The organism is Bacillus sp. FSL E2-8887 (assembly GCF_038007205.1).
In the GTDB taxonomy this organism is placed as follows: Bacteria; Bacillota; Bacilli; order Bacillales; family Bacillaceae_G; genus Bacillus_A; species Bacillus_A mycoides.
In genome coordinates this window covers 4,552,051-4,576,124 of sequence record NZ_JBBOWS010000001.1, presented here as the reverse complement: position 1 = coordinate 4,576,124, position 24,074 = coordinate 4,552,051, and the positions used below count along the sequence as shown (strand labels likewise).

At 37.6% G+C, this 24,074-nt stretch carries 26 protein-coding genes and 1 pseudogene; 17 read left to right on the top strand and 10 right to left on the bottom strand.

Annotated elements, in window-relative coordinates; translation table 11 throughout:
* Nucleotides 1–6 precede the first annotated feature (6 nt).
* The 7 genes from sufD to yunB all read left to right on the top strand — a co-directional run bounded on the left by sufD (nt 7) and on the right by yunB (nt 7,651).
* Nucleotides 7–1,299 (top strand): Fe-S cluster assembly protein SufD, encoded by a 1,293-nt coding sequence (gene sufD, locus NSQ08_RS23665; RefSeq protein ID WP_340779186.1) that lies wholly within the window; start codon nt 7–9, stop codon nt 1,297–1,299.
* Nucleotides 1,299–2,519, top strand: a complete 1,221-nt coding sequence (gene sufS, locus NSQ08_RS23660) for a cysteine desulfurase SufS (protein WP_002015930.1) — start codon at nt 1,299–1,301, stop codon at nt 2,517–2,519. The genes sufD and sufS overlap by 1 nt, the downstream gene beginning before the upstream one ends.
* On the top strand, nt 2,509–2,940 hold the full coding sequence (gene sufU / locus NSQ08_RS23655; protein WP_002089369.1) for a Fe-S cluster assembly sulfur transfer protein SufU: 432 nt from the start codon (nt 2,509–2,511) through the stop codon (nt 2,938–2,940). Before sufS ends, sufU begins: the two co-directional genes overlap by 11 nt.
* A gap of 48 nt (nt 2,941–2,988) precedes the next feature.
* The gene (gene sufB, locus NSQ08_RS23650; RefSeq protein ID WP_002015928.1) at nt 2,989–4,386 is read left to right on the top strand and encodes a Fe-S cluster assembly protein SufB; all 1,398 of its coding nucleotides are present in this window, start codon (nt 2,989–2,991) and stop codon (nt 4,384–4,386) included.
* Nucleotides 4,387–5,080: 694 nt separating this feature from the next.
* Nucleotides 5,081–6,496 carry a bifunctional metallophosphatase/5'-nucleotidase gene (locus NSQ08_RS23645; RefSeq protein ID WP_340780231.1) on the top strand — a complete coding sequence of 472 codons (1,416 nt, stop codon included), beginning with the start codon at nt 5,081–5,083 and terminating at the stop codon, nt 6,494–6,496.
* 65 nt (nt 6,497–6,561) lie between these two features.
* Nucleotides 6,562–6,864: a YunC family protein gene (locus tag NSQ08_RS23640; protein WP_002015926.1), complete on the top strand. Its 303-nt coding sequence runs from the start codon at nt 6,562–6,564 to the stop codon at nt 6,862–6,864.
* 55 nt (nt 6,865–6,919) lie between these two features.
* Nucleotides 6,920–7,651: a sporulation protein YunB gene (gene yunB, locus NSQ08_RS23635; RefSeq protein ID WP_063218098.1), complete on the top strand. Its 732-nt coding sequence runs from the start codon at nt 6,920–6,922 to the stop codon at nt 7,649–7,651.
* Between the two features lie 57 nt (nt 7,652–7,708).
* On the opposite strand, the gene NSQ08_RS23630 is transcribed toward yunB, so the two are convergent.
* On the bottom strand, nt 7,709–8,692 hold the full coding sequence (locus NSQ08_RS23630) for a M23 family metallopeptidase (protein WP_088040370.1): 984 nt from the start codon (nt 8,690–8,692) through the stop codon (nt 7,709–7,711).
* A 189-nt stretch (nt 8,693–8,881) separates the two neighbouring features.
* On the opposite strand from NSQ08_RS23630, the gene lipA reads away from it, so the two are divergent.
* Nucleotides 8,882–9,778, top strand: a complete 897-nt coding sequence (lipA, locus tag NSQ08_RS23625) for a lipoyl synthase (RefSeq protein WP_002034580.1) — start codon at nt 8,882–8,884, stop codon at nt 9,776–9,778.
* 20 nt (nt 9,779–9,798) lie between these two features.
* Here lipA and NSQ08_RS23620 read toward each other — a convergent pair whose 3' ends face one another.
* Together NSQ08_RS23620 and NSQ08_RS23615 are read right to left on the bottom strand one after the other, a co-directional pair.
* The gene (locus NSQ08_RS23620) at nt 9,799–10,278 is read right to left on the bottom strand and encodes a YbaK/EbsC family protein (protein WP_002034581.1); all 480 of its coding nucleotides are present in this window, start codon (nt 10,276–10,278) and stop codon (nt 9,799–9,801) included.
* A gap of 82 nt (nt 10,279–10,360) precedes the next feature.
* The gene (locus NSQ08_RS23615) at nt 10,361–10,915 is read right to left on the bottom strand and encodes a histidine phosphatase family protein (RefSeq protein ID WP_340779174.1); all 555 of its coding nucleotides are present in this window, start codon (nt 10,913–10,915) and stop codon (nt 10,361–10,363) included.
* A gap of 134 nt (nt 10,916–11,049) precedes the next feature.
* Here NSQ08_RS23615 and NSQ08_RS23610 point away from each other — a divergent pair.
* Nucleotides 11,050–11,361, top strand: a pseudogene (locus tag NSQ08_RS23610) (hypothetical protein); the annotation flags it as partial.
* A 301-nt stretch (nt 11,362–11,662) separates the two neighbouring features.
* Here the strand turns inward: NSQ08_RS23610 and NSQ08_RS23605 are convergent.
* A complete protein-coding gene (locus NSQ08_RS23605; protein WP_201064060.1) occupies nt 11,663–12,478 on the bottom strand; it encodes a YhfC family intramembrane metalloprotease in 816 nt (271 codons plus the stop codon).
* Between the two features lie 99 nt (nt 12,479–12,577).
* Between NSQ08_RS23605 and NSQ08_RS23600 the strand changes: the two genes are divergently transcribed.
* Nucleotides 12,578–13,309 carry a MerR family transcriptional regulator gene (locus NSQ08_RS23600; RefSeq protein ID WP_087996409.1) on the top strand — a complete coding sequence of 244 codons (732 nt, stop codon included), beginning with the start codon at nt 12,578–12,580 and terminating at the stop codon, nt 13,307–13,309.
* A 28-nt stretch (nt 13,310–13,337) separates the two neighbouring features.
* Here NSQ08_RS23600 and NSQ08_RS23595 read toward each other — a convergent pair whose 3' ends face one another.
* Nucleotides 13,338–13,916: a YhcN/YlaJ family sporulation lipoprotein gene (locus NSQ08_RS23595; RefSeq protein WP_002015915.1), complete on the bottom strand. Its 579-nt coding sequence runs from the start codon at nt 13,914–13,916 to the stop codon at nt 13,338–13,340.
* A 118-nt stretch (nt 13,917–14,034) separates the two neighbouring features.
* On the opposite strand from NSQ08_RS23595, the gene NSQ08_RS23590 reads away from it, so the two are divergent.
* The gene (locus NSQ08_RS23590) at nt 14,035–14,337 is read left to right on the top strand and encodes a YutD family protein (RefSeq protein ID WP_002015914.1); all 303 of its coding nucleotides are present in this window, start codon (nt 14,035–14,037) and stop codon (nt 14,335–14,337) included.
* A gap of 10 nt (nt 14,338–14,347) precedes the next feature.
* Here the strand turns inward: NSQ08_RS23590 and NSQ08_RS23585 are convergent, their stop codons facing one another.
* From NSQ08_RS23585 to glpX, 4 genes are all read right to left on the bottom strand, one after another.
* On the bottom strand, nt 14,348–14,869 hold the full coding sequence (locus NSQ08_RS23585; RefSeq protein WP_002160005.1) for a GNAT family N-acetyltransferase: 522 nt from the start codon (nt 14,867–14,869) through the stop codon (nt 14,348–14,350).
* 11 nt (nt 14,870–14,880) lie between these two features.
* Nucleotides 14,881–15,378: a S4 domain-containing protein gene (locus NSQ08_RS23580; protein WP_240380713.1), complete on the bottom strand. Its 498-nt coding sequence runs from the start codon at nt 15,376–15,378 to the stop codon at nt 14,881–14,883.
* Between the two features lie 373 nt (nt 15,379–15,751).
* Nucleotides 15,752–16,018: a DUF3055 domain-containing protein gene (locus NSQ08_RS23575; RefSeq protein ID WP_002034592.1), complete on the bottom strand. Its 267-nt coding sequence runs from the start codon at nt 16,016–16,018 to the stop codon at nt 15,752–15,754.
* 16 nt (nt 16,019–16,034) lie between these two features.
* Nucleotides 16,035–17,006 (bottom strand): class II fructose-bisphosphatase, encoded by a 972-nt coding sequence (gene glpX, locus NSQ08_RS23570; protein WP_002015911.1) that lies wholly within the window; start codon nt 17,004–17,006, stop codon nt 16,035–16,037.
* Between the two features lie 147 nt (nt 17,007–17,153).
* Between glpX and NSQ08_RS23565 the strand changes: the two genes are divergently transcribed.
* The 4 genes from NSQ08_RS23565 to NSQ08_RS23550 all read left to right on the top strand — a co-directional run bounded on the left by NSQ08_RS23565 (nt 17,154) and on the right by NSQ08_RS23550 (nt 19,822).
* Nucleotides 17,154–17,594 (top strand): DUF86 domain-containing protein, encoded by a 441-nt coding sequence (locus NSQ08_RS23565; protein ID WP_193652087.1) that lies wholly within the window; start codon nt 17,154–17,156, stop codon nt 17,592–17,594.
* 78 nt (nt 17,595–17,672) lie between these two features.
* The gene (locus NSQ08_RS23560; RefSeq protein ID WP_340779163.1) at nt 17,673–18,305 is read left to right on the top strand and encodes a helix-turn-helix transcriptional regulator; all 633 of its coding nucleotides are present in this window, start codon (nt 17,673–17,675) and stop codon (nt 18,303–18,305) included.
* A gap of 107 nt (nt 18,306–18,412) precedes the next feature.
* On the top strand, nt 18,413–19,177 hold the full coding sequence (locus NSQ08_RS23555) for a TIGR01457 family HAD-type hydrolase (protein WP_002129729.1): 765 nt from the start codon (nt 18,413–18,415) through the stop codon (nt 19,175–19,177).
* A gap of 114 nt (nt 19,178–19,291) precedes the next feature.
* Nucleotides 19,292–19,822 (top strand): iron ABC transporter substrate-binding protein, encoded by a 531-nt coding sequence (locus tag NSQ08_RS23550; RefSeq protein WP_340779161.1) that lies wholly within the window; start codon nt 19,292–19,294, stop codon nt 19,820–19,822.
* A 32-nt stretch (nt 19,823–19,854) separates the two neighbouring features.
* Here the strand turns inward: NSQ08_RS23550 and NSQ08_RS23545 are convergent, their stop codons facing one another.
* Nucleotides 19,855–20,436, bottom strand: coding sequence for an NAD(P)H-dependent oxidoreductase (locus NSQ08_RS23545; RefSeq protein ID WP_002129727.1), 582 nt, complete (start codon nt 20,434–20,436; stop codon nt 19,855–19,857).
* A gap of 243 nt (nt 20,437–20,679) precedes the next feature.
* On the opposite strand from NSQ08_RS23545, the gene NSQ08_RS23540 reads away from it, so the two are divergent.
* Both NSQ08_RS23540 and NSQ08_RS23535 read left to right on the top strand, forming a co-directional pair.
* Nucleotides 20,680–21,468: an ABC transporter ATP-binding protein gene (locus NSQ08_RS23540; protein ID WP_012261926.1), complete on the top strand. Its 789-nt coding sequence runs from the start codon at nt 20,680–20,682 to the stop codon at nt 21,466–21,468.
* Nucleotides 21,452–24,025, top strand: a complete 2,574-nt coding sequence (locus NSQ08_RS23535) for an FtsX-like permease family protein (protein WP_340779157.1) — start codon at nt 21,452–21,454, stop codon at nt 24,023–24,025. The genes NSQ08_RS23540 and NSQ08_RS23535 overlap by 17 nt, the downstream gene beginning before the upstream one ends.
* Nucleotides 24,026–24,074: the final 49 nt, after the last annotated feature.

The following is a 24,074-nucleotide window of genomic DNA, read 5'->3' as shown; positions in this document are numbered from 1 at the left end:
ATAAACATGACAATCGGTACATTACCTTTCGATCAAGAAACAATCCGTCAGCGCGCAAGCGAAGTAAACGAAGCTGCTTGGTTGACTGAGTTCCGCTTACAAGCTCTTGCACAAGCAACTGAACTTCCAATGCCAACGCCTGATAAAACGAAAATTGAAAAATGGGACTTTATCGGAAAAGGCGACGCTGCTAAGCAAGAGCCTGTAAGTTCTTTAACAGAGCTTCCAGAAGCAGTGAAAAACTTAATCGATGAAAATAACAGCGTATTAGTACAACGTACTGGTACAACTGCTTTCGTTTCTTTAGCAGACGAAGCAAAAGAAAAAGGTGTTATTTTTACAGACATCGTAACAGCTGCAACAGAGCATACTGAATTAGTACAAAAGTACTTAATGAAAGACGGCGTGAAAGTAGACGAGCATCGTCTAACTGCACTTCATGCTGCATTAATCAACGGCGGTGCATTCGTATATGTTCCGAAAAACGTTGTTCTTGAAACTCCACTTCAAGCTGTATTCTTAGTAGACGGCGAAGAAGCTAACGTATATAACCACGTATTATTCGTAGCTGATGCGAACAGTACTGCAACATATGTAGAAAACTACGTTGCAAATGAAAATGCTAAAGGTATTGCAAATATCGTAGCAGAAGTAATCGTGGAACAAGGCGCACAAGTGAAATTCGGTGCGGTTGATCTATTAGCAAAAGACGTAACAACTTACGTTAACCGCCGCGGAATTGTTGGACGCGACGGCCGCATTGATTGGGCTCTAGGCCTTATGAATGACGGAAATACAATCTCAGAGAACGTTACGAACTTAATGGGCGACGGATCATATGCTGATACAAAAACAGTAACAATTGGTCGTGGTAACCAAACACAAAACTTTACAACTAAAGTTGTTCACTTCGGTAAACACTCTGAAGGTTGGATTTTAAAACACGGTGTACAAAAAGATAGTGCAACATCTATCTTTAACGGAATTGGTAAGATTGAACACGGTGCATCTAAATCAAATGCACAACAATCTTCTCGCGTTCTTATGTTAGATGAGAACGCTCGCGGTGATGCAAACCCAATTCTTTTAATCGATGAAGATGATGTAATGGCAGGTCACGCAGCTTCAGTAGGCCGCGTAGATCCATACCAATTATACTACTTGATGAGCCGTGGTATTCCAAAACGCGAAGCAGAACGTTTAGTCATCCATGGATTCTTAGCACCTGTAGTAAATGAGCTTCCAATTGAAGGAGTAAAGGCACAGCTTGTTGAGGTAATTGAAAGGAAAGTTCGCTAATGAATATTCATGAAATACGCAAACAGTTTCCAATTCTTGATCAAAAAGTGAACGGCAAACAACTTGTATATTTCGATAGTGCAGCAACTTCTCAAAAACCAATTCAAGTCATTGAAACGTTAGAACGTTACTATAAAGAATATAATTCTAACGTGCATCGCGGTGTTCATACGCTCGGTACGAAAGCTACCGACGCGTATGAAGGTGCACGTGAGAAAGTTCGCAAGTTTATTAATGCGAAATCAATGGAAGAGATTATTTTCACGCGCGGAACGACAACTGCATTAAATACAGTAGCAGCTAGTTATGGTCTTGATAATGTAAAAGAAGGCGATGAAATCGTCATCTCTTACATGGAGCACCATAGTAACATCATTCCGTGGCAACAAGTTGCGAAGAAAACTGGTGCAACTTTAAAATACCTTCCGCTTCAACTAGACGGTACAATTTCTTTAGAAGATGTTCGTCAAACAGTTACACCGAATACAAAAATCGTTTCTATCATGCACGTTTCTAACGTACTTGGAACGATTAACCCTGTAAAAGAAATCGGAGCAATCGCACATGAAAACGGTGCAATCATGATCGTTGATGGAGCACAAAGTGCACCTCATATGAAAGTGGATGTACAAGATTTAAACTGTGATTTCTACGCATTATCTGCTCATAAGATGTGCGGACCAACAGGTGTCGGCGTATTATATGGTAAGAAAGAATTGCTAAACAATATGGAACCAATTGAATTTGGTGGTGAAATGATTGATTTCGTAGACTTACAAGAGTCTACTTGGAAAGAGCTTCCGTGGAAGTTCGAAGCAGGTACACCGATTATCGGTAATGCAATCGGACTTGGTGCGGCAATTGATTTCCTAGAAGAAATCGGTCTTCATAATATTGAAAAGCATGAACATGAATTAGCGCAATACGCTTTAGAGAGACTATCAGAAGTAGATGGCGTTACAATTTATGGTCCAAAGCATCGCGCTGGTCTAGTTACATTTAATATTGAAGACGTACATCCTCACGATGTAGCAACTGTATTAGATGTAGAAGGCATTGCGGTTCGCGCAGGACATCACTGTGCACAACCGCTTATGAAGTGGCTAAAAGCTTCTTCTACAGCACGTGCGAGCTTCTATTTATATAATACAAAAGAAGAAATTGATACATTTGTTGAATCACTAATCAAGACAAAGGAGTATTTCACAAATGTCATTTAATAATTTAGATACGTTATATCGTCAAGTTATTATGGATCATTATAAAAATCCTCGTAACCATGGCGTGTTAGAAGATAGTGTTACCGTTAACTTGAACAATCCAACTTGCGGCGATCGTATTCAACTTACGATGAAAGTAGAAGAGGGTATTGTACAAGAAGCGAAGTTTGAAGGCGAAGGATGTTCAATTTCAATGTCTTCAGCTTCAATGATGACACAAGCAGTAAAAGGAAAGAAAATTGAAGAGGCTCTTAAGCTTTCTAAAATTTTCTCTGACATGATGCTAGGAAAAGAGTATGATGACAGCATTGATTTAGGAGATATTGAAGCATTACAAGGCGTATGCAAGTTCCCGGCACGTATTAAATGTGCAACATTAGCGTGGAAAGCGTTAGAAAAGGGCTTAAACGAAGATAAGTAATGTTAAAGGTTCCTAAAAACGAGGTTATATAAGGAGGGACACACCAACATGGCGAAGCAACTGCCAGATATCGGCGATTATAAATATGGTTTCAAGGATAAAGACGTTTCGATTTTCCGTGCTGGACGCGGTTTAACAAAAGAGATCGTTGAAGAGATTTCACGTATGAAAGAAGAACCACAGTGGATGTTAGACTTCCGTTTAAAATCACTGGATAAGTTCTATGAAATGCCAATGCCACAATGGGGCGGCGACTTAAACGACTTAGATTTCGATGAAATTACGTACTACGTAAAACCATCTGAGAAATCTGAGAAGTCTTGGGATGAAGTACCTGAGGAAATTAAAGCGACATTTGATAAATTAGGTATTCCTGAAGCTGAGCAAAAATATTTAGCTGGTGTATCTGCACAGTACGAATCTGAAGTTGTATACCACAACATGAAAGAAGACCTAGAAGATCTAGGAGTTGTCTTCAAAGATACAGATAGCGCATTAAAAGAGAACGAAGATATTTTCCGTGAGCATTTCGGAAAAGTAATCCCACCAACAGACAACAAATTCTCTGCATTAAACTCTGCAGTTTGGTCTGGTGGATCATTCATCTACGTTCCAAAAGGTATTAAAGTTGATACACCACTTCAAGCGTATTTCCGTATTAACTCTGAAAATATGGGACAATTCGAGCGTACGCTTATCATCGTAGACGAAGGCGCACACGTACACTACGTAGAAGGTTGTACAGCACCTGTTTACACGACTAACTCACTTCATAGTGCGGTAGTAGAAATCATCATTAAAAAAGATGCATATTGCCGTTATACAACAATCCAAAACTGGGCGAATAACGTATACAACCTAGTTACAAAACGTGCGGTTTGTGAAGAAAACGCAACGATGGAATGGATTGACGGTAACATCGGATCTAAATTAACGATGAAATACCCAGCAGTTATCTTAAAAGGCGAAGGCGCTCGTGGTTTAACATTATCTATCGCGATTGCTGGTAAAGGCCAACACCAAGATGCTGGTGCGAAAATGATTCACTTAGCACCAAACACGTCTTCAACAATCGTTTCTAAATCGATTGCGAAGCATGGTGGTAAAGTAACTTACCGTGGTATCGTACAATTCGGACCAAAAGCGAAAAACTCTCGCTCTAACATCGAGTGTGACACGTTAATCATGGATAACCAATCTACATCTGATACAATTCCTTACAACGAAATCAAAAACGATTACGTTTCACTTGAGCACGAAGCGAAAGTATCTAAAGTATCAGAAGAACAATTATTCTATCTAATGAGCCGCGGTATTTCTGAGCAAGAAGCTACAGAAATGATCGTAATGGGCTTCATCGAGCCATTCACTCGCGAACTTCCAATGGAATACGCAGTTGAAATGAACCGTCTAATCAAGTTTGAGATGGAAGGTTCTATCGGTTAAATAGAAATGCGGAGCCGACTGTTCAGACCCGTTGGCTAAGGTTCTTTCGCACAGAAGATGCTTTTTATCTTCTGGTGCGGAAGGTTCTTAGACATGAGGGTCTAGGAGACGAAGCTGGACATATTTAAAGTGGAAGCGGCTCGTTCAGAATGTGAGGGGGATGGAGCTTCTGACGTAGAGGCGCTTTTTGCCTCATAGGAAGAAGTGAAGCCACCGAACAGTCTAGCCGCTGGAACTGGATAATATATGTATGAAGAAAGCGCCCTGCTGTGCAGGGCGCTTTTTTATGTTGTATATTCGGGTTCGGCTGTAAGATACCCAGGTGGGTGTTTAATGGAATATATCGGCGATTCGACAAGGAATATCGATTTGTCGACAAAGTAAGACAAAAGAAATCCCTCATATCCCCCTCAACATTTAAATACGAGAGGAGCACCTATATGGAAGTAAGACAAAGATACTGACAAATCTCCTCCCCCCACCAACTAGAATCATTTCACAAAAATTCTCCCTCAAACTAATCAACAGACTAGAAAAAGTAATATAAAGTTTTCCATATTAAAAGGGCAATCTTTGGCTTTTTCTTATAATGCGAGTACAATGTAGAATAGCAAGAAAAGACGAAAAGTATTTACAGGATTATTGCGTACGTATAGCGTAAATGGCAGTAAGGAACTGAGAGGAGGTTTTTTCTCTGAATATAAATAAAGAAACAATCATCCACCTTTATCATACAAACGATATACATAGTCATTTTGAAAATTGGCCGCAAATTTCTCGGTTTGTACTAGGGGAGAAAAGGCGAAGACAGGAGGCGGGAGAGACTGTTTTAACTGTGGATATTGGCGATCATGTGGATCGTTTTCATAGTATTTCGGAAGCGACAAATGGACTTGGGAATACAAAATTATTAAATGAGGCGTTATATGATTATGTAACGATCGGAAATAATGAAGGAATTACATTGGCGAAAGAGCATTTGAATCGTCTATATGATGATGCTGGTTTTGAGGTGCTTGTAGCGAACTTATTTGAAAAAGAAGGTGTACGTCCAGCGTGGGCGCAGCCTTATAAATTACATACAACGACAGATGGGATTACGATTGCCTTTATTGGATTAACGGTAGCTTATCCAGAGTTTTATCATATGTTAGATTGGCATATTGAAGATCCAATCATCCATTTAGAGTCTATTTTAGAAGAAGTTAAGGATACAGCTCATATTACTGTTGTGCTTTCTCATCTTGGAAAAAGTATGGATGAGTATATGGCGGAGCATTATGATATAGATGTTATTTTAGGGGCACATACGCATCATTTATTTGAGCGTGGCATTCTTGTGGATAATACCTTGCTTTGCTGTTGTGAAAAGTGGGGACATTACGTTGGTCACGTTCAGCTTACTGTGGATAAAGAGACGAAGAGACTGTTGAAAAAAGACGGTAGAGCGATTAAGACTGAACGGTTAGGTGCTTATAGCGAGCCGTTATCCACAATTGAAATGCTAAAGGAAGAAAGTAAACAGATAATGGCCGAGCCTGTCGTTCATTTAAAAGAATCATTGCCGGTTGATTGGTTTAAGGAGACGACGTTTTCTCATATGTTGGCAAGTGCACTTAAAGAGTGGTGTAATGCGGATGTTGGGATGGTGAATGCTGGTGTACTTCTTGAGGGATTAAATGAAGGTGTTGTGACGCGCGGAGATATTCATCGGATTTGTCCACATCCCATTAATCCATGTCTGTTAAAAGTACCAGGGAAAACGTTAAGAGAAGTTATTTTGAAAGCGCGCCGCCCGAATATGGAGAATCTTGAGGTGAAAGGATTCGGATTTCGTGGAAAAGTAATGGGGAAAATGATTTACGATGGTTTGGAAGTGATTCCAGATACGATTCCAGGGAATAAAATTTTACTAGAAGATGTATTGATTAACGGCGAATCGCTGGAATTAGACCGGATATATACGGTAGGAACGATTGATATGTTTACATTCGGATACTTATACCCAGAGCTATCCACACTTTCTGACAAACAATATTATATGCCGGAATTGCTTAGAGATGTGTTAACAGACATGTTGATAACTTATACATCTTCAGTCAAACTATAGGCTAGTTAACTTGTAACACTCATTTTTCTCTTGTCATAAAGATAAGAAAGAGAGGAGTGTGAACTATGGTTAATGTAGAGCCAATTATAATTGATAACTATACGTTCATTGCTGTTAGCGTAAAACTTCCAAAGACAAATTTGCTAGCTGTAATGAGCGATAAAGGATATATTATGTGCGGTGCTTTAGATGTAGGTCTTCTAAATGAGAAGTTAGGTGATCGAGGAATTATTGCTGGCCGTGCGGTTGGTGTAAGAACGATTGAACAACTTCTTGAAGCACCGCTGGAATCAGTAACGACTGGAGCCGAAGCTTTAGGTATTCCGGTAGGCACAATCGGAAAAGATGCACTATTAAAAATGAGATAAGCATATATCGTCCCTCTTTCTTGCATAGAAATAATATAAGAAGGAGGGTTTTCTTATGGGCATATTTCGTTCGAAAAATTCGCGGTTTCGAAGGGGACCGATTTCCTTTCGGTATATACTGCTTATTTCATTTATTATTTTTATCGTAATGGTAGTTCAAGGTTTATGGATTGTAAATAAAAGTATTCAGCCAACGTTAATTAAGTATGGGGAAACAGAGACTCATAAAATGGCAACAGCAGTTATGACGAAAGCGGTAAAAGACCGAATTAATGAAGGGTTTGATGTAGATTCATTAATGAAAGTACAAACGGATAGGAACGGGAAAGTATCTACAATTGATTTAAATACAAAACAAGTAAATGAAATATTAACATCGACTACCGCATACATAGAAAAATATTTACAACAAGTAGAAAAAGGGGATACGAAAGCACTTGGTATTTTTGAAGAGAATGGGGTATCTATGTCAGTTCCTTTTGGGCGCATAACTGATAATGCGCTTCTTGGTAATATAGGACCGGATATTCCGATTAATTTTACGCCAATTGGTCATGTGAATACGGATATTAAACAATTAGTTGAGCCTCAAGGAATTAATAATACAGCGATCAAAATTATTATGGAAGTGGAAGTGACGTTACAAGTTATGATTCCGTTACGCACGAAAGAAATTAAAGTGAAGCAAAACATTCCGATTGCGACGCGCATCGTTCAAGGTGAAGTGCCTACTTATTACGGAAGCGGGGGAGTTGTTGTACCAGATAAAAAGAAAATGGATAATTAGTCAGTAGTGTTCTATTGATTTATATTTATAAAAAATAACCGTAGCAATTTGCTACGGTTATCGTTTTGTATTTGCTCGTTCTTTTCGTTCCCAAAGGCTTAAATGCATGTATGGATCGAAAGCCCATTCTGTATAGCCATTGTCTTTATACATGCCGAAATGTAAGTGGGGCGGGAATTTTCCAGCTGTACCAGGAGGACCGTAGCCGGTACTACCGACAAATCCGATTACTTTTCCTGGTTCGACAATTTGTCCGAGCTGTATTTCTTTAGAGAACCCGCCTAAATGAGCGTAATAGTGGTAATTATTATGAAGGTCACGAATACCAATGCGCCATCCACCAAGACGATTCCATCCTTTTGTTTCAATAACGCCATAGCAAGTTGATCGTACTGGTACGCCATATCCAGCAAAAATATCGGTTCCTTCATGAATCCTCCTGCCGCCAAAGCTTCTACCAGCACCGAAAGTACTACGATAGCTATGGTCACTGCGAATCGGGAGAGGGAAAGCATTGCCTTCTAAATTAATGCGTCCATAATGTTTATAAATTCGGGCGTATTCTGTAATTAATTCAACTGTTTTTGCACGTCTATAATATTCCCAAAGCATAATGTTAATACGGTCTTCCGACGTTCCTTGTTTCTTTAAAATGGTTGCTGCTGTCTGCAGAAGATCACGGTCGTTATTTGCATTTGCAAATCCATCTTTGTCACCATCTAAACCCATTCCGCCAAATAGAGAAATTGTATGGGGGAGAGTATCATTACTATTAACAGGTCCAGCCCATATTTCAGGTTTGAAATAAAGGGAAATGATGGCATCTGGTTTTTTCGGAATATCTTTTCTTACGCTCCGTATGTTTCTTTCGTATTGATCCATTGCGGCTAAGTAATACCACGGAATACCGGAAGATTGCTCAGTTTCTTTATATAGTGCCATGCGCTTTTCATATATGCTTTGCTGATTATCTTCACCGTAAGCGATGTTTTGGTGGAGAAGAAAGCAAATCGAAAGCAAAAGAGAAATTTTTCGAAGCATGAAATAGACTCCTTTCACAACATCACTCTTTTTAGTGTGGGATATACGGAGTATTTCATTATAGGGAACGATTGGAAAAAATCTTAGAATCTTCATTTGAGCAAATCGCTTTCATACGTTAGAATAGATATGTTACATTGAAAGAAGCGAACACGGTAAACTATTTCATATTGTGCGGAGTTGATAACCATGACAAAACAAACAGAGTATAAGCGCAAGCCCGAATGGTTGAAAATTAAGTTAAACACGAATGAAAACTATACAGGCTTAAAGAAAATGATGCGTTCTAAGAATCTTCATACAGTTTGTGAAGAGGCGAAATGTCCGAATATTCATGAATGCTGGGCTGTAAGGAAAACAGCAACATTTATGATCTTAGGTGCGGTTTGTACACGTGCTTGTCGTTTTTGTGCGGTTAAAACAGGCTTACCAACTGAGCTTGATTTACAAGAGCCAGAACGCGTAGCAGATTCTGTAGTACAAATGGGCTTAAAGCACGTTGTTATAACAGCGGTTGCACGTGATGATTTAAAGGACGGCGGAGCAGCTGTTTTTGCTGAAACAGTACGCGCTGTACGTCGTGAAAATCCATTCACGTCTATCGAAGTATTACCATCTGATATGGGTGGGGTAGAAGAAAACTTAAAAATGTTAATGGATGCAAAACCAGATATTTTGAACCATAACATTGAAACAGTACGTCGATTATCTAACCGAGTTCGCGCTAGAGCAAAATATGACCGTTCATTAGAGTTTTTACGTCGAGCAAAAGAAATGCAGCCTGATATTCCAACTAAATCGAGCATTATGCTGGGCTTAGGTGAAACGAGAGAAGATTTAATTGAAGCAATGGATGACTTACGTGCAAACAATGTGGATATTTTAACTCTTGGACAATACCTACAACCATCTAAGAAGCATTTACCAGTTATTAAATATTATCCACCAGCAGAATTTGCAGAGCTAAAAGAAATTGCACTTAGCAAAGGATTTAGCCACTGTGAAGCTGGTCCACTTGTACGTTCTTCTTATCATGCGGACGAGCAAGTACGTTCTGCAAAAGAAAAAACAGCAGAAGCGAAATAATGAAAAAAGAGAGCTAATCATTAGCTCTCTTTTTTCTTATACTCTAAAACTTTATTTTGACATGTGGATAAAATCTTTTTTAATTCCTCTGTGGATAATTCAATTGTAAATTCAGGTACACCAGGTGTAATTAAAATTTTATCGTAAGTATAAATTGAACTGTCCACAATAATCGTTACATCTTGTGAATAACCGAAAGGAGCTACACATCCAGGAGTGCAACCAGTCTCTTCTCTTAGCTCATTAGGAGAACAGAGAGATAAGCTCTCTCCTGTTATTTCCTTCATCTCTCCTCGGTTGAGGCGAGTGCCTTCTAACGTAAAGAATACGTAATGCTCCCCGGATTTTGATTTTAAAAATAAGCTTTTACTTGGAGTGCCTTGCAAACCAAGTCTTTCACGAACGATACGATCTGTTTCATAGTCAAGTACTGGTTCGTGTTCAAATTTTTCATAAGAAGCATTTGTTTTATGTAGTAAAGAAAGTACGTCTTCGTACATATTGAATGATACCCCTCTCTATGTTTACTGCAGTTCTACCATATCTCCTCGCGGTGTCAACTGAATGTATTGGAAAGGGATATTACTTGGATGGTGCTTCCCATAATCGTTTTATGATAGATTGTTCATCAAGTGTAATTTCATAAATATCAGGATTCGTTAAAGTTTTCCATTCATTAAAGCCGATCGTACGATCAAAGTGCTTTAAAATGAGCGTAAGTAAGTTTCCATGTGTAACGAGTAGTGTTGTAGTATGGTTTAACTTTAAAACGTCTTGGATAAGCGATATAGCACGGTCCGTTGCTTGTTTTGTTGACTCTCCGCCTAAAAAGGCAATATCTATGTTTGTAAAAGTAGATTCTAGTTTTTGCATCCAATCATCCATCGGAACGTTGCTTAATATACGTTCAGCTAATCGTTCATCCTCTTCGATAGATAGGTTAGCTTTGAGCGCATAGGGCCGAATGGAATCGATAGCTCGGACAAATGGGCTCGAAATAATATGATCTATTTGTAGCTGATTTTCTAAGAGGAATGTAGCAAGGGTGTTAGCTTGATCTTTTCCGACAAACGTTAATTCGGCATCACGTTTTTGTCCAGTTGCGGAACAATGTCGTATTACAATAATTTTCTTCATAATTCATCCCCATCTTTCAAGTTGACGCTATATACTTCGACAAATGTGGAAATAATTCCTTTTTATTGGAAACGGAATAGTGATCTAAGTATGTGGAAAAGTAATGTGGATAAATGAACATTTGAGGTGTAATGATGAAAAAAATGATATGTATTGTATTCAGTATTTGTTTTCTCGCGCAATTGTCCACAACATATGCACAATCAAATCAAAAATTAGACTATCCAAGCAATCGAAATAAATTGTTTGTGAATGAAAATCTATTTTATGAACAGTTAGATAAGAAGGTCTATAAGGAATACAAAAATGCTTCGTATAGTGTTCGAAAGAAAATTTTATGGAAAGAAGTACAAGATGCAGAATTTATCTCCCGACAAAAAACAGCTGTCGGCTGTCGTAGTAGCGTGGTACTTCAAGATTTTTTTGTTCACCCTGATCGTCAAGTTTACCCCGCATTAACGGGCAGTAAGACTCCCACCGCAAAATTCAGTTTTAAAGAAAAGTAGTTAAATGGGAGATCAACTGCCCGTAAAAGCCCGATTGGTTCAACTAATAATCAGTGGATAAACCCCCACTGATTAAAGTTTCACTTTATTTTTTTGCTTCCTTTTCTCAAAATGAAGCAGATGAGTTCCATAAGTACATCGTTATAGATGCGGAAACAAAGAGGGAGCTGCAAGGGGAGAAAAGTTATCATCACTACGAAAATCCATATAAAAAATAACCCACCAACGGGTGGGTTATTTTTTATTCTGGCACACTTACTAATTTCTCTTTCATTTTACGAATAAGAATGAAACCACCAATCGCGAAGAGAAGAGTAATTCCTTCTGCAACAAAGATGTTAATTGTTTTTGTTTGGTAAAGTGCTGCGAAAAAGTCTACAAGTGCGTGGAATAGTATAGCGTATACGAGGAAAATGTATTTCTTTTGTTTTACTGCGTATACGACAAGCATTGTGAAGGCAATTTGCAATACAAGAGCCATAATTCTTTCCAAGCTGCCAAGGAAGTATAAATAAGCAGGTTGTTCTATTAACATATCCTTTACAAGATTTAATTGTGGTAGTTTTTCTGCCATTTGAGTGAAGCTACCATTGTTAATAGCATTAGCGAATATAAGTGTCTGCAATGCAGAGAATCCGCCAACTAAAATGGATTCAATCCCGCCATGACCAATTCCATAAGCGAAGCCATCTTTATATTCTAGATATTTTTTTAGTAGGAAGAAGAAGGCAACGAAGCGTCCTAATTCTTCAAAAATACCAGCAGTTAGTCCGCCATAAATTGCAAAGACATACGGATTTTCTAAAAATGGAGCGATTGCTGGATTACCACGCATAAATAGGTGGAACGGTGTTTCGAGAATTTGGGTAAATCCAATAAAGATAAGAACACCAACGCCGACCACTTTCCAATTAATATTATATTTTTTACGGAAATAAACGAGTACAATAATTGGGACCAGAACCGAAACAACGAGTTGAAATATGATGCTGGCAATTACAGTATTTGAAACCATACTTTCACCGCTTTCTAATATATGTACATATCTATTATGCATGAAATATGGGAGAGATGAAACTTTTAGAGATAAATGAATTTACTTATTGACTCTAACGTTGCGTCATACTTTATCGTATGTATTAAGGGGGAGATACGCATGACAATGAGGGTAAAAGAAGTAGCTAATTTAGTTGGGATTAGTGTGCGCACACTGCATCATTACGATGAAATTGGGTTGTTAACCCCAGATGAGACGACAGAGTCTGGATATCGTCTGTATTCCAATGGAAATTTAGAGACACTGCAGCAAATTTTATTTTTTAAAGAGCTAGGCTTCCCTTTGAAGAAGATTAAAGAAATTATCATGAGTCCATCATTTGATCATGAAGAAGCGCTACAGCTTCATAAGAAAATGCTTCTTGAAAAGCGTGCCAGGTTAGATAAGGTGATAGCGACGATTAATAAAACAATTCAGCATACAAAAGGAGAGATTGATATGACGAATAAAGAGAAATTTGAAGGATTTGATTTTAGTCATAACCCATACGAAGAAGAAGCACGTGAACGATGGGGAGATGAGGCTGTAGATAAAGCGAATAAAACAGCGAAGGGGATGTCTAAAGAGAAACAGGAGGAGTTTAATAATATTTACAGAAATCTAGCAACACTTCGAAATGGAGCACCTGATTCTAAAGAGGCGCAATCCGCAATCGGGGTATGGTACGATTACTTGCAAAACTTCGGTGAATATTCATTAGAGGCCTTTAAGGGACTCGGTCAAATGTATGTTGCTGATGAGCGTTTTACGAAAAATATTGATAAGTTTGGTGAAGGTTTAGCGCAGTTTATGTGTGATGCGATGGAGGTTTATGCGGATCGTAAGAAATAGTAAAAAGGTGGAGGTTTTCTCCACCTTTTTATTTTTTAATCATGTCATTTAAAGTTTGATCCCCCGTATTGTTCAAATGAGGATTATCGCTCATTTCACGTTTTAACATATCAAGACTTTGTTCATATTCTTTATCGTTTAAGCTACCAGATTGAAGACCTTGAATTTGAGAAATCAACTTTTGGTTTGTTGATACATATGCTTTATAATAGCGAGGAACGATGGACAAAGCAGTTTTATATACTTGATCTGTTACGAGTTTCGGATCCGTTGTGTTTGCACGGTATACAACGAACACTTCGTCGTCGGTAACGAGTGTAGCGGCATTGGTGACGTCAGGAAGTTTGACTGTCATGCTTGTAATCATTTCAGCGACTTTCTCACGGTTAATGGCGCCTACTTGTTTGTTAGATACTTCATGTTTTTGTTTAGATGAATAGCCCACCCTTGTGAGCCGTGTATTTGTATTTTCCGTATGATACATGTCGTTTTTGTTGGAAACAAGAACACGACTTCCTTCTTCACGCTCCATTTCGGCTTTATTAGTTGATTGGCAGCCTGCAAATAAGGAAAGAGTGAGAAGAGAGAGTATAATTTGTTTTTTCACGATGTAGCACCTCCTTCTCCATAGCATGCACTAATTTTCAATTTTTTGTATTTGAAATTGTTGGTTGTTATGCTTTGTGATACGATAAAAAGAAGAATGCTTAGAGAGGAAGTTCATAATGGAGCAAAAGCAAGAGATTCATACTACGGTGAGCGTTAATAATGTTCAGTACGAAGTAATTAAAAACTTTCGTGACGGTTTTAGTGAAGAAGCACTTAAAGAGCGCTATGCAGAAATTTTAAATAAATATGATTATATCGTTGGAGACTGGGGTTATGAGCAACTTAGATTGCGCGGATTCTTTGATGATAGTAATCAACGTTCGACATATGATACGAAAATTAGTACTTTATCAGAGTATTTATACGAGTACTGTAACTTCGGTTGTGCACACTTTGTATTACGAAAAGTGAAGAAATGAAAAAATCCTCTTACGATTGTAAGAGGATTTTTTCATAACAGTTATACCAATTATGAGGAGGCTGTTTACTTTTGAAATAAACAGCACCTCGGCAAATATAATTGTTTTTTTCATATAGGCCTAATGAAACGGGATTACCTGTAAAACAATCTAGGCGTATTCCTTTGTAGCTCATCTGCCTTGCTTCGCTTTCCCAAAAGGATAATAGTACTTTACTATATCCTTTGCCTTGCGCGAGCGGATGGATGACAAAAGAGTGGACGATAAGAAAGTGTCCTTCTGTTTCTGACCAGTCAATTAATTTGTATTCTGGAGACTCTGCTTCGTTTAAGACAACAGCGCCGACAAGTACTTGGTCTTGGAATAGACAATATAATTCGTCTTGTTCTAAATGATAGGAAATGTGTTCTCGCGTCGGATAAGAATCATCCCATTGATAAATTTTGTTCTGTAAGAGTGCTTCTTTACATTCTGCATACATCACATCTAATTCGTCCAATAAATCAATTGTGCCTTTTCTTATTTTTAGCATAATCGTCTCCTTTATAAACAAATTGAGATGAAATCACCTTCAGTGAGTGTTGTGTTTGGTTTCAGGTGTCGTCCGTTTAACTGAATACGACCATTTTTAATTTTATCCACAATGGCAGCGCGGCTCCAATCTGAAATATATGTGGATAACACTTTATCAATCCGGTGGGAACCGAAAACTATGTCTAATACGATCGTTATTTCGGCTATACCACTTTCTTTGTATTGTGTAATGGAAATGGTAGTACTTGTTTCCGTTTGTTCTTGCTGAGTCATCTCGACAGTTTCGACGTGATCAGTAAATGATTTATAAATATGAAGTTTTTGATTCCACGTATGATCTTTCGGACATTTATAAATTGCAAATCGGTATATGTTCTTTCCGTTTGCGTTATGCCTGCGAATGTTCGTGTCGGTAAAAAGGGTAGTACGCCTGCAATTTTTACAATATTTTTCTATTGTTGCTAGTTCGTTTTCATATAAACTCCAAGAAAGTTGTACTTTTTGCATTTTCCTTCACCTCTTATATTAGTGGCAAAGGAACGTAATACAGCTATTTGGATGTCTTGTAGTATGAAGACATAAGAAGTAGACAAAAATAAAAGGAGGTTCCCGAAAGAGGAACCTCCGTAAACATCATACTACAGATGCGTTACGTTCCTTCGTAATGGGAATGGGCAGACTACTCCCTTGAAAAAGCACGGTGCTTTTTTGAGAGTAATGCTATCCAATTGCTGATCCATTACAAAGTAAATGTTGGCATACGCAGATAACGTCCTTTCTATCCAAATAGATTTGTTCATAAGTATAACATATAAGATTGAAAATTCAAAATATAAATTGTAAAAAAACACCAGCTAACATAGCTGGTGCTCCAGATAAATTATATAAGTTCAAATAAAAATGAGCGTAATTCTTCTGCATTTTCTTCAGACATCGAAAATGCATGCTCTAAGTAGCCTTGTTCGTTTAAATCGTCAGGACCGATGATAGCAAATTTGTTGCTTTGCATATCAAGGACTATCGTTTTACCGTAATGACGGTCGGAGTATAGAAGCGCTAAATCATGACGCTCATTTTCCCCCAAAAAGCTAACGAAACGCGTTTTTGTAGCGACTGTATCGTCGTACAGAAAGAAACGTTCTTCCATACACATGGCTCCTTTATTAAATATCTAAGTTTAAGTGTGGTTTATGATCTAAATGGTGATGCGTTTTAATGAAACGTACTGTTCTTGTTTTGTAACGCATTACGATAGAATATGTTTCAGCTAAATCTCCGCCAAGGAATTTCACGCCGTCTAATAATTCACCAGCAGATACACCTGTTGCTGAGAAGATTGCATCATCACCAGATACTAAGTCATCTAACATAAGAAGTTGACGAGGATCTTCTAATCCCATTTCACGACAACGAGCTTCTTCTTCTTCGTTCATTGGAACTAAGCGAGCTTGCATTTCACCTTCAAGGCATTTTAATGCTGCTGCAGAAATAACGCCTTCTGGAGCTCCGCCAACACCTACGAATAAGTCGATACCTGTTCCAGGTAAAGCCGTTGCGATTGATGCACCAACATCTCCATCACCAAATAGTTTTACGCGTGCACCTTTTGCACGAACACGGTCAATAATATCTTGATGACGTTCACGTTCTTGGATGATAACCGTTAGGTCACGAATTTTTTTATTGTTTGCTTCTGCTACAATATCAATTGTTTTTTCAATTGGATCATCTAAGCTAATTTTACCAGCTGCTTTTGGACCAACCGCGATTTTTTCCATGTACATATCCGGAGCATGAAGAAGGTTTCCTTTATCTGCGATTGCGATAACTGCCATTGCATTTGCAAGGCCTTTTGCAACGATGTTTGTACCTTCTAATGGATCAACGGCGATATCTACTTCTGGACCGTTACCTGTTCCTAGTTCTTCACCAATATACAACATCGGTGCTTCATCAAGTTCTCCTTCACCGATTACAACTGTACCTGCCATGTTTACTGAATCGAACATATCACGCATAGCTGTAGTTGCTGCATCATCTGCTTCGTTTTTCTTTCCGCGGCCCATCCACTGTGCGGATGCTAAGGCTGCTGCTTCTGTTACACGGACAATTTCTAGTGCGAGTTCACGTTCCAAGGTTGCATTCCTCCAATTTCAAAAATCATACAAATATAACTATAACAAATAACGAGGAAAAGGTGAATTCGAAAAATTGTCGATTTTTTCAGAAGAAAGCGTTACAATTAAAATGTAAATGCTTTAATTTCCAGGTAGGTGACATTCATGTACTTCGTAGACAGAAAGAAAATAGAACAAATGCTAGTATGTTTAGAACGAGCAACAAATACATTTCAAGAGAAAAAGACATATGAAACCGAGTTTGAATTTTACGCATTAGAGCGCATGGCGCATCTTATTATCGATTGTATATTAGATGTAGGGAATGCGATGATTGATGGATTTATTATGCGCGATCCAGGAAGTTACGAAGATATTATTGATATTTTAATGGACGAGAGAGTTATAAGTGGAGAAGAGGGAGCGCATATTAAAGAAATTCTTCTTCTTCGAAAAATGCTTACGCAAGACTATATTCAAATGAATCATGATGAATTATATAAGACAATTCAAAAACATATCGCCGTGGTAGAGAAATACCCAGCGAATATTCACAGTTATTTAGAAAAGGAATTAGGACCTGTATCTGCATTTGTACCAGAATAATTGTGCTTATAAGATCCCCGGGAATTCCTTTGGGGATCTTATATTGTATAGGAGAAAGAAAAGGGAGAAGGGTGAGCTATGGGGGAAGCACGTACTACGAGAGAAGAGATTGTACAATTACTGAAGATAAAAGGAGAGCATACTGTAGCAGAATTAGCCGAAGCTTTAGAAATTACAGAGATGGCGATTCGTCGACATTTAAGTAAACTAGAAAATGATGAGCTAATTTATTCAAAGATGGTAAGGCAGCAAGTTGGACGCCCAACATATTTGTATGGATTAAGTCAAAAGGGAGAAGATACATTCCCGAAAGAATATAAGCAGTTTGCTATTGAAATACTAGATGATTTAGCTCGAATGGGCGATGAAAAAATGCTTCGTTACGTTTTACAAGCGAGAACGAAACGAATGGAAGAGCAGTTGCAAAAGAAGATAAGTAATCAAAGTAATTTAGCATATAAAGTACAGGAAATAGCTGCTATGCAAGAGAAAAATGGTTATATGGTTCAAATAAAGAGAGATGGGGAACGCTCTTTCATACTTGAAAAGCAAAACTGTCCGTTAAAGGAAATAGCGGAGAAATACCCGCAAGTGTGTGAAGATGAAAAAGATATGTACAAGCGGTTATTTACAGGTGCAAATGTGAAAGCGCTAACGAACATGTGCGTGGGCGATTGTAATTGTTCGTACCAAATAAAAGAGAAAAAATGAACGTTATGGGACGCTTTAGGGTAAAGCGTTTTTTTCTTTTGAAAAAGGGATTAATATAAGAGTGGTATGATAGGTGAGAACGTTAGCATAGAAGGAGAGACAAACAGATGTATAAAGGCTATTTAATTGACTTAGACGGTACAATGTATCGTGGTGAAGAACAAATTGAAGAAGCAAGCGATTTCGTAAAAGCGTTAGGAGAGCGCGGTATTCCATATTTATTCGTTACAAATAACTCAACTCGTAAACCAGAACAAGTTGCAGAAAAGCTTGTTCGTTTCGATATTCCAGCGAAAGCGGAGCAAGTATTTACAACGAGTATGGCTACAGCGAACTTTATTTATGAGCGTAAACAAGATGCGACTGTATATATGATTGGTGAAGAGGGCTTACACGCTGCTCTTGTGGAAAAGGGATTTGAAATTGTGGATGAAAATCCTGATTTCGTCATTGTTGGTTTAGATCGCGATATCACATATGAAAAATTAGCAAAAGCGTGCCTTGCTGTGCGTAACGGTGCAACGTTTATTTCAACAAATGGGGATATCGCAATTCCAACTGAGCGCGGATTATTACCAGGTAACGGTTCATTAACATCAGTTGTTGCAGTATCAACAGGTGTGGACCCAATCTTTATTGGTAAACCAGAATCAATCATTATGGAACAAGCGTTAAAAGTGCTTGGCATAGGAAAAGAAGAAGCTTTAATGGTTGGGGATAACTATGATACAGATATTTTAGCGGGGATAAATGCTAGTATGCATACCCTTCTTGTCCACACTGGAGTAACAACTGTGGACAAGTTAACAGAATATGAAGTACAACCGACGCAAGTTGTGCACAACTTGACGGAGTGGATTGAGAAGATGTAATGAAATGCAGGTAACCAGAAAAGGTTACCTGTTTTTTTATGCACAATTGCATATGTACTATAGGGATTTAAAATGTAAAATTTATATGTAATGATGTGAAGGGGGAAAATAAGAGTGTACTGGATGTCATGTATTATGTTTATTTTTACATTATGTGTTTTATTCTTTGTTCTATGGAAGATATATAAAATAAATGAAATGAAAAAAAGCGCGGGAAAGCTTATTGCAACATATCCTCGGGTGAAACGGCGTTGGATTGCATCACTTGGACCGGCGTATTTCATCGGACAATGTATGTATACATATGCTCAATACGTAAGTGGTGATATTGGTACATTTGAACAGTTTCTCATTCAGTCAGGTAGTTATGCTGTAGCAAGTTGTTTTATGATTTTAATAGCGATAAATCTGATTAAAAGTGTACAAATATATGAAAAAGGTGTAATAGACGGATTGAACTTTTATTCATACGAAGAATTAAAAGGCTATAAAACATCAACATGGGAAAATCCAAAAGAAAATATATTTTTATATCGCGGGCGAGAAAAAATGAATGATAATGTGAATTTACTTATTAGACAGGAAGATATGAATGAATTAGAAAGCATTCTTCAAAGATATATTCCGAAATTGATGATGAAATAAAAACTCCGGTTGTTATAACCGGAGTTTTTTTATTAAAACGCACGATTCACTACGTCTTTAACTTCTTCAAGATATTGTTTACGCACACTGTCATCCACAGAAGGAACACTTGTATAGAATGTATGCTCCAGTGTTTCAATGCCTGTAAATTCAAAAATACCAGCATCAGTTGTTTTTTTCATTGCATCAAACATACCGCCTGCTGTGTATACTTCTTTCGAATTTCCCATCGTAGATAATAATAATCCTTTTTTACTGCTTAATAACTTTTCAATACCATTCTCACCGTAAGCATAAGCGAAGCCGTGGCTAAATACACGGTCAACGTATCCTTTTAAAATAGCAGGAAGACCCGCCCACCAAACTGGGTAAATGAATGTAATACTATCAGCCCAAGAGATATGCTTTTGTTCTTCTTTAATATCTTCTGGTGTGTTTCCTTGGGAAAATGAGATGAAATCGGAAGCACCTAATACTGGATTGAAGTTTAATTCGTATAAATCACGAACGCGTACTTCATGACCTTTTCCTTCTAATTCACTTTTTACAGTTTCTAAAATTGCATGGTTAAAGCTTTCTGTATTCGGGTGTGCATAAACGATCACATGTTTCATTGTTCTTCCTCCTAATTGTGGATATGTGAATAGTTTTTATATATTCGTGTAATTATTATGGTTACTTCCGTTGCGAGAGTCAACTTTTCTGACGTGAGAAATAAAGTGAAATTTTAATAGGTGGGAGTCTTACGGCCCATTAATATAAATGTTAGTATGTGACAAAAAAATACAAAATAGTAGGGATTCTGCATTTCCGAATAGAATATATAGATTGGTAAATAGAGAGAAGGGGATATTGGGATGAATATTATTGAAATTGAAGGGTTAGAAAAATCGTTTGATATTGGGGATAGTAAAGTAAAGATCTTAAAAGATATTAATGTTCAAATTCAAAAAGGTGACTTTGTTTGTATTATGGGGGCAAGTGGATCGGGTAAAACGACTTTACTTCAGCTCTTAGGTGGTTTAGATATTCCATCGGTAGGTAGTATTCGAGTTGATGGTACGGAGATTTCAACATTAAAAGAAAAAGAGCTCGCTTTATTTAGAAGGCATAAAATCGGTTTTATTTTTCAGCAGTTTAATTTAATTCCAGTGTTTAATGCGGAGGAAAATGTAGGGTTGCCTTTACTATTAGATAATGTTTCGCAAAAGAAGGCAACTGTGACAGCAAATCGTTTATTAGAGCTCGTTGGATTGAAAGGAAAAGAAAAGCATTTACCAGCACAGTTATCAGGTGGGCAACAGCAAAGGGTTGCGATAGCAAGAGCTTTTGCAAATGAGCCGGCTATTATATTAGCAGATGAGCCAACAGGGGCGTTAGATTCAGAAAACAGCAAAAATATTATCGCGGCACTTCGCAATGCATGTGATGAATTAGGGCAAACAGCTGTCATTGTAACGCACGATCCGTTCGTAGCGGCCCATGCTGATAAAGTCGTTTTCTTATTAGATGGTGAGGTGATTCATGAGCATACTGAAAGTAAAGGGTGGAAATTTCGAAATATCCCGCAACAAGTTACTCACATTCAAGAGATTATGAATCGTCACTTTAAAGTAGGAGGTAAAGGTGATGCGATGGGTAATTAAGTATGCGGTAAAATCGATGAAACAAAATTGGTTGCGAAATATGTTGATTGCCCTCGGTGCAGCTTTAGGTGTTATGTTAGCGACGATGTTATTACTAGGTAATCAATCAGTAGAGCAAAGTGTGAAGGAACAAGTAGTAAGTCGGTATGGAGATTATAATTTACAATTTGGCTATATAAAAAATGACATGTATTTAAATAATGAAAGTTTAAAAGGAATAGATGGCTTAGAAAATGCTGAAAAAATATCAAAAGCACTTATACCGTATCCTTTTCCACATTATAAAGAACTATCGGGAAAGCCATCTTATTGGGGTGTTGAGCAAGATTCTCCAGAAATGCATTCTTATAAAATATTAGAAGGACGATATCCGAAAGAAGGTGCTGAAGTAGCACTGACAAAAGGGTATACAGATCGTGAAAATATACGGGTAGGAGATACGATTAAACTGCCATTCCCGCAGCATGGTGAAAAGGCTGTGAAAGTTGTCGGTATTTTAAATCCACCGTTAATGGCGTCAATGGGGCATAGTGCTTATTTTCCAATCCATTGGCTTCAAAAAGAATTAAATTTACTAAATCAATTCAATCTTGTTCAAGTGAAAGTACAAGATGTAAATGTGAAAAAAGCAATTGCTTTTGATGTACATAAAAAGATTGAAAATATAAAGGTGGACCAACGTACTTATGTAGATAAGGCATTTGAACGCCTAAATGTAATGAAGCCATTAATTTTTAGTTTAGGTGGTATTGCCTTATTTGTTGTAGCCCTTTTAATAATGGGAAGTTTCTTCTTATCTGTCAGAAGTCGATTTAAGCAATGGGCATTATTACGTGCACTTGGTAGTAATCCAAATCAAATTATATTAGTCGTTTTATTAGAGGCTTTATGTATTGGGGCAATCGGATCACTAGCAGGAGTTATTCTTGGAGCAGGTACGCAAACAATCGCCGCATCATCTATTAATAAATGGGTGAATATTGAGGGGGCAGTGAAAGAATCATTCTCGATTTCAGGCGAGATTTTACTCATTACGTTTTTACTAGGGATTGTTATGTCTATCATAGGGGCTATTATACCAGCCTTTATGGTTAGAAAGATTCCACCAGTTCAAGCGCTTAGGCCAGGTCTTCCTAGTAATGAGAAAAAAGAAAAAAGGTGGAGTGCTTTTAGTGGTAGCATTTTAATCATTGGTACTGTTATTGGACTAGCGGGTAACGTATTAGAGCGATATATCGGTTTTAATCCAAGTGCGATAGGTGCGCTGTTATTTGCGGTCGGTTTGTTATTTGCGATTCCGTTATTTATTCGGATGATAGCACCAGTGATTGCAAAACCACTTCAAATGATATTACGAATTGAAACGACGATTAGTAGCCGAAATGTAATTCGTTATCGAAATAAGGCAGCTGTATCGGTTGCTATACTAGCATTTGGTTTTATGTTAGCACTTGTTGGAACGATGTATATAAACTCTATTTACGAAGGCATGAAAGATGGGTTACAAAAACATTTACCAGCTGATTTAGTAATAAGAATTCCAATAGAGTCGCAAAGTACTGAAGTATTACCATTTAGTTGGATGGAGAAGGTTAAAAAAATTGATGGTGTAGAAGAGAGCGTAGCAAATGTTACTGACTTTACAGCGAAGCTTATAAATTATGATTTTAAAAAAGCGGATCAAGAGTGGTATGAAAATGTGAGGAAAGATGATTTTGAATATGATGTGATAGAAGTTGTGGGGAATGATATTGTTGCTTATCAAAAAGTAACAAAAGCGAAAGTGATTACAGGACAAGATTTAAATAAGCCATTACAAGATGGTGAGGGAGTCGTTACGAAGAGAACTGCTAAAACATTAGGGATTCAGTTGCATGATACGATTGAAGTACAAGGAAAAGGGAAAGAAAAACAAACGATTAAAGTCGTTTCGATTATTGAGCAAGGATTAAGGGGAAGAGGATTAGACATTTTCGTAAATGAACAATGGGTTCGTGATAAGTTTCACGTGCAAGGATATGAAGCAATTCAAGTTATGACAAATTCTAATCAATCATTTGAAGAGATTAAGAAGCAAGTAAAACAAATTACAAATAATAAAGAGAACGTAGAAGTTATTAATAGCCATGATTTATTAAAAGAACAGAAGCAGTTATTATCGCAAATGATGATGTTAATTCGCTTGTTAGTTGTAATTGTTTTCATTATTTCTGGTATAGGGTTAATGAATGCGATTGTCTCAAGTTTACATGAAAGACGTGCTGAAATTAGTATGATTCGTGCGGTAGGAGCTATTCCGAAGCAAATGAGACGGATTGTTTTATTAGAGGGCACTTTACTTGGAGCGATAGCTGGTTGTATTGGGGTTTTAGGTGGAATTGTATTTAGTTATATTGTGTTATCAAGCTTAGAGTTAACGGTTATTATCATTCCGTATAATCAAGTTTTAATATTGGCACTAGCTAGCATTATACTCGGAGCAGGAGCAGCAATGATTGCTTCATTACAATTAAGAAAGTTTAAATTGAGTGATACTTTAAAGGAGTTATCAGCATAAAAGATTACTATATCCCGCTCATACAAAGTACAAAGAAGACGAATAAAAT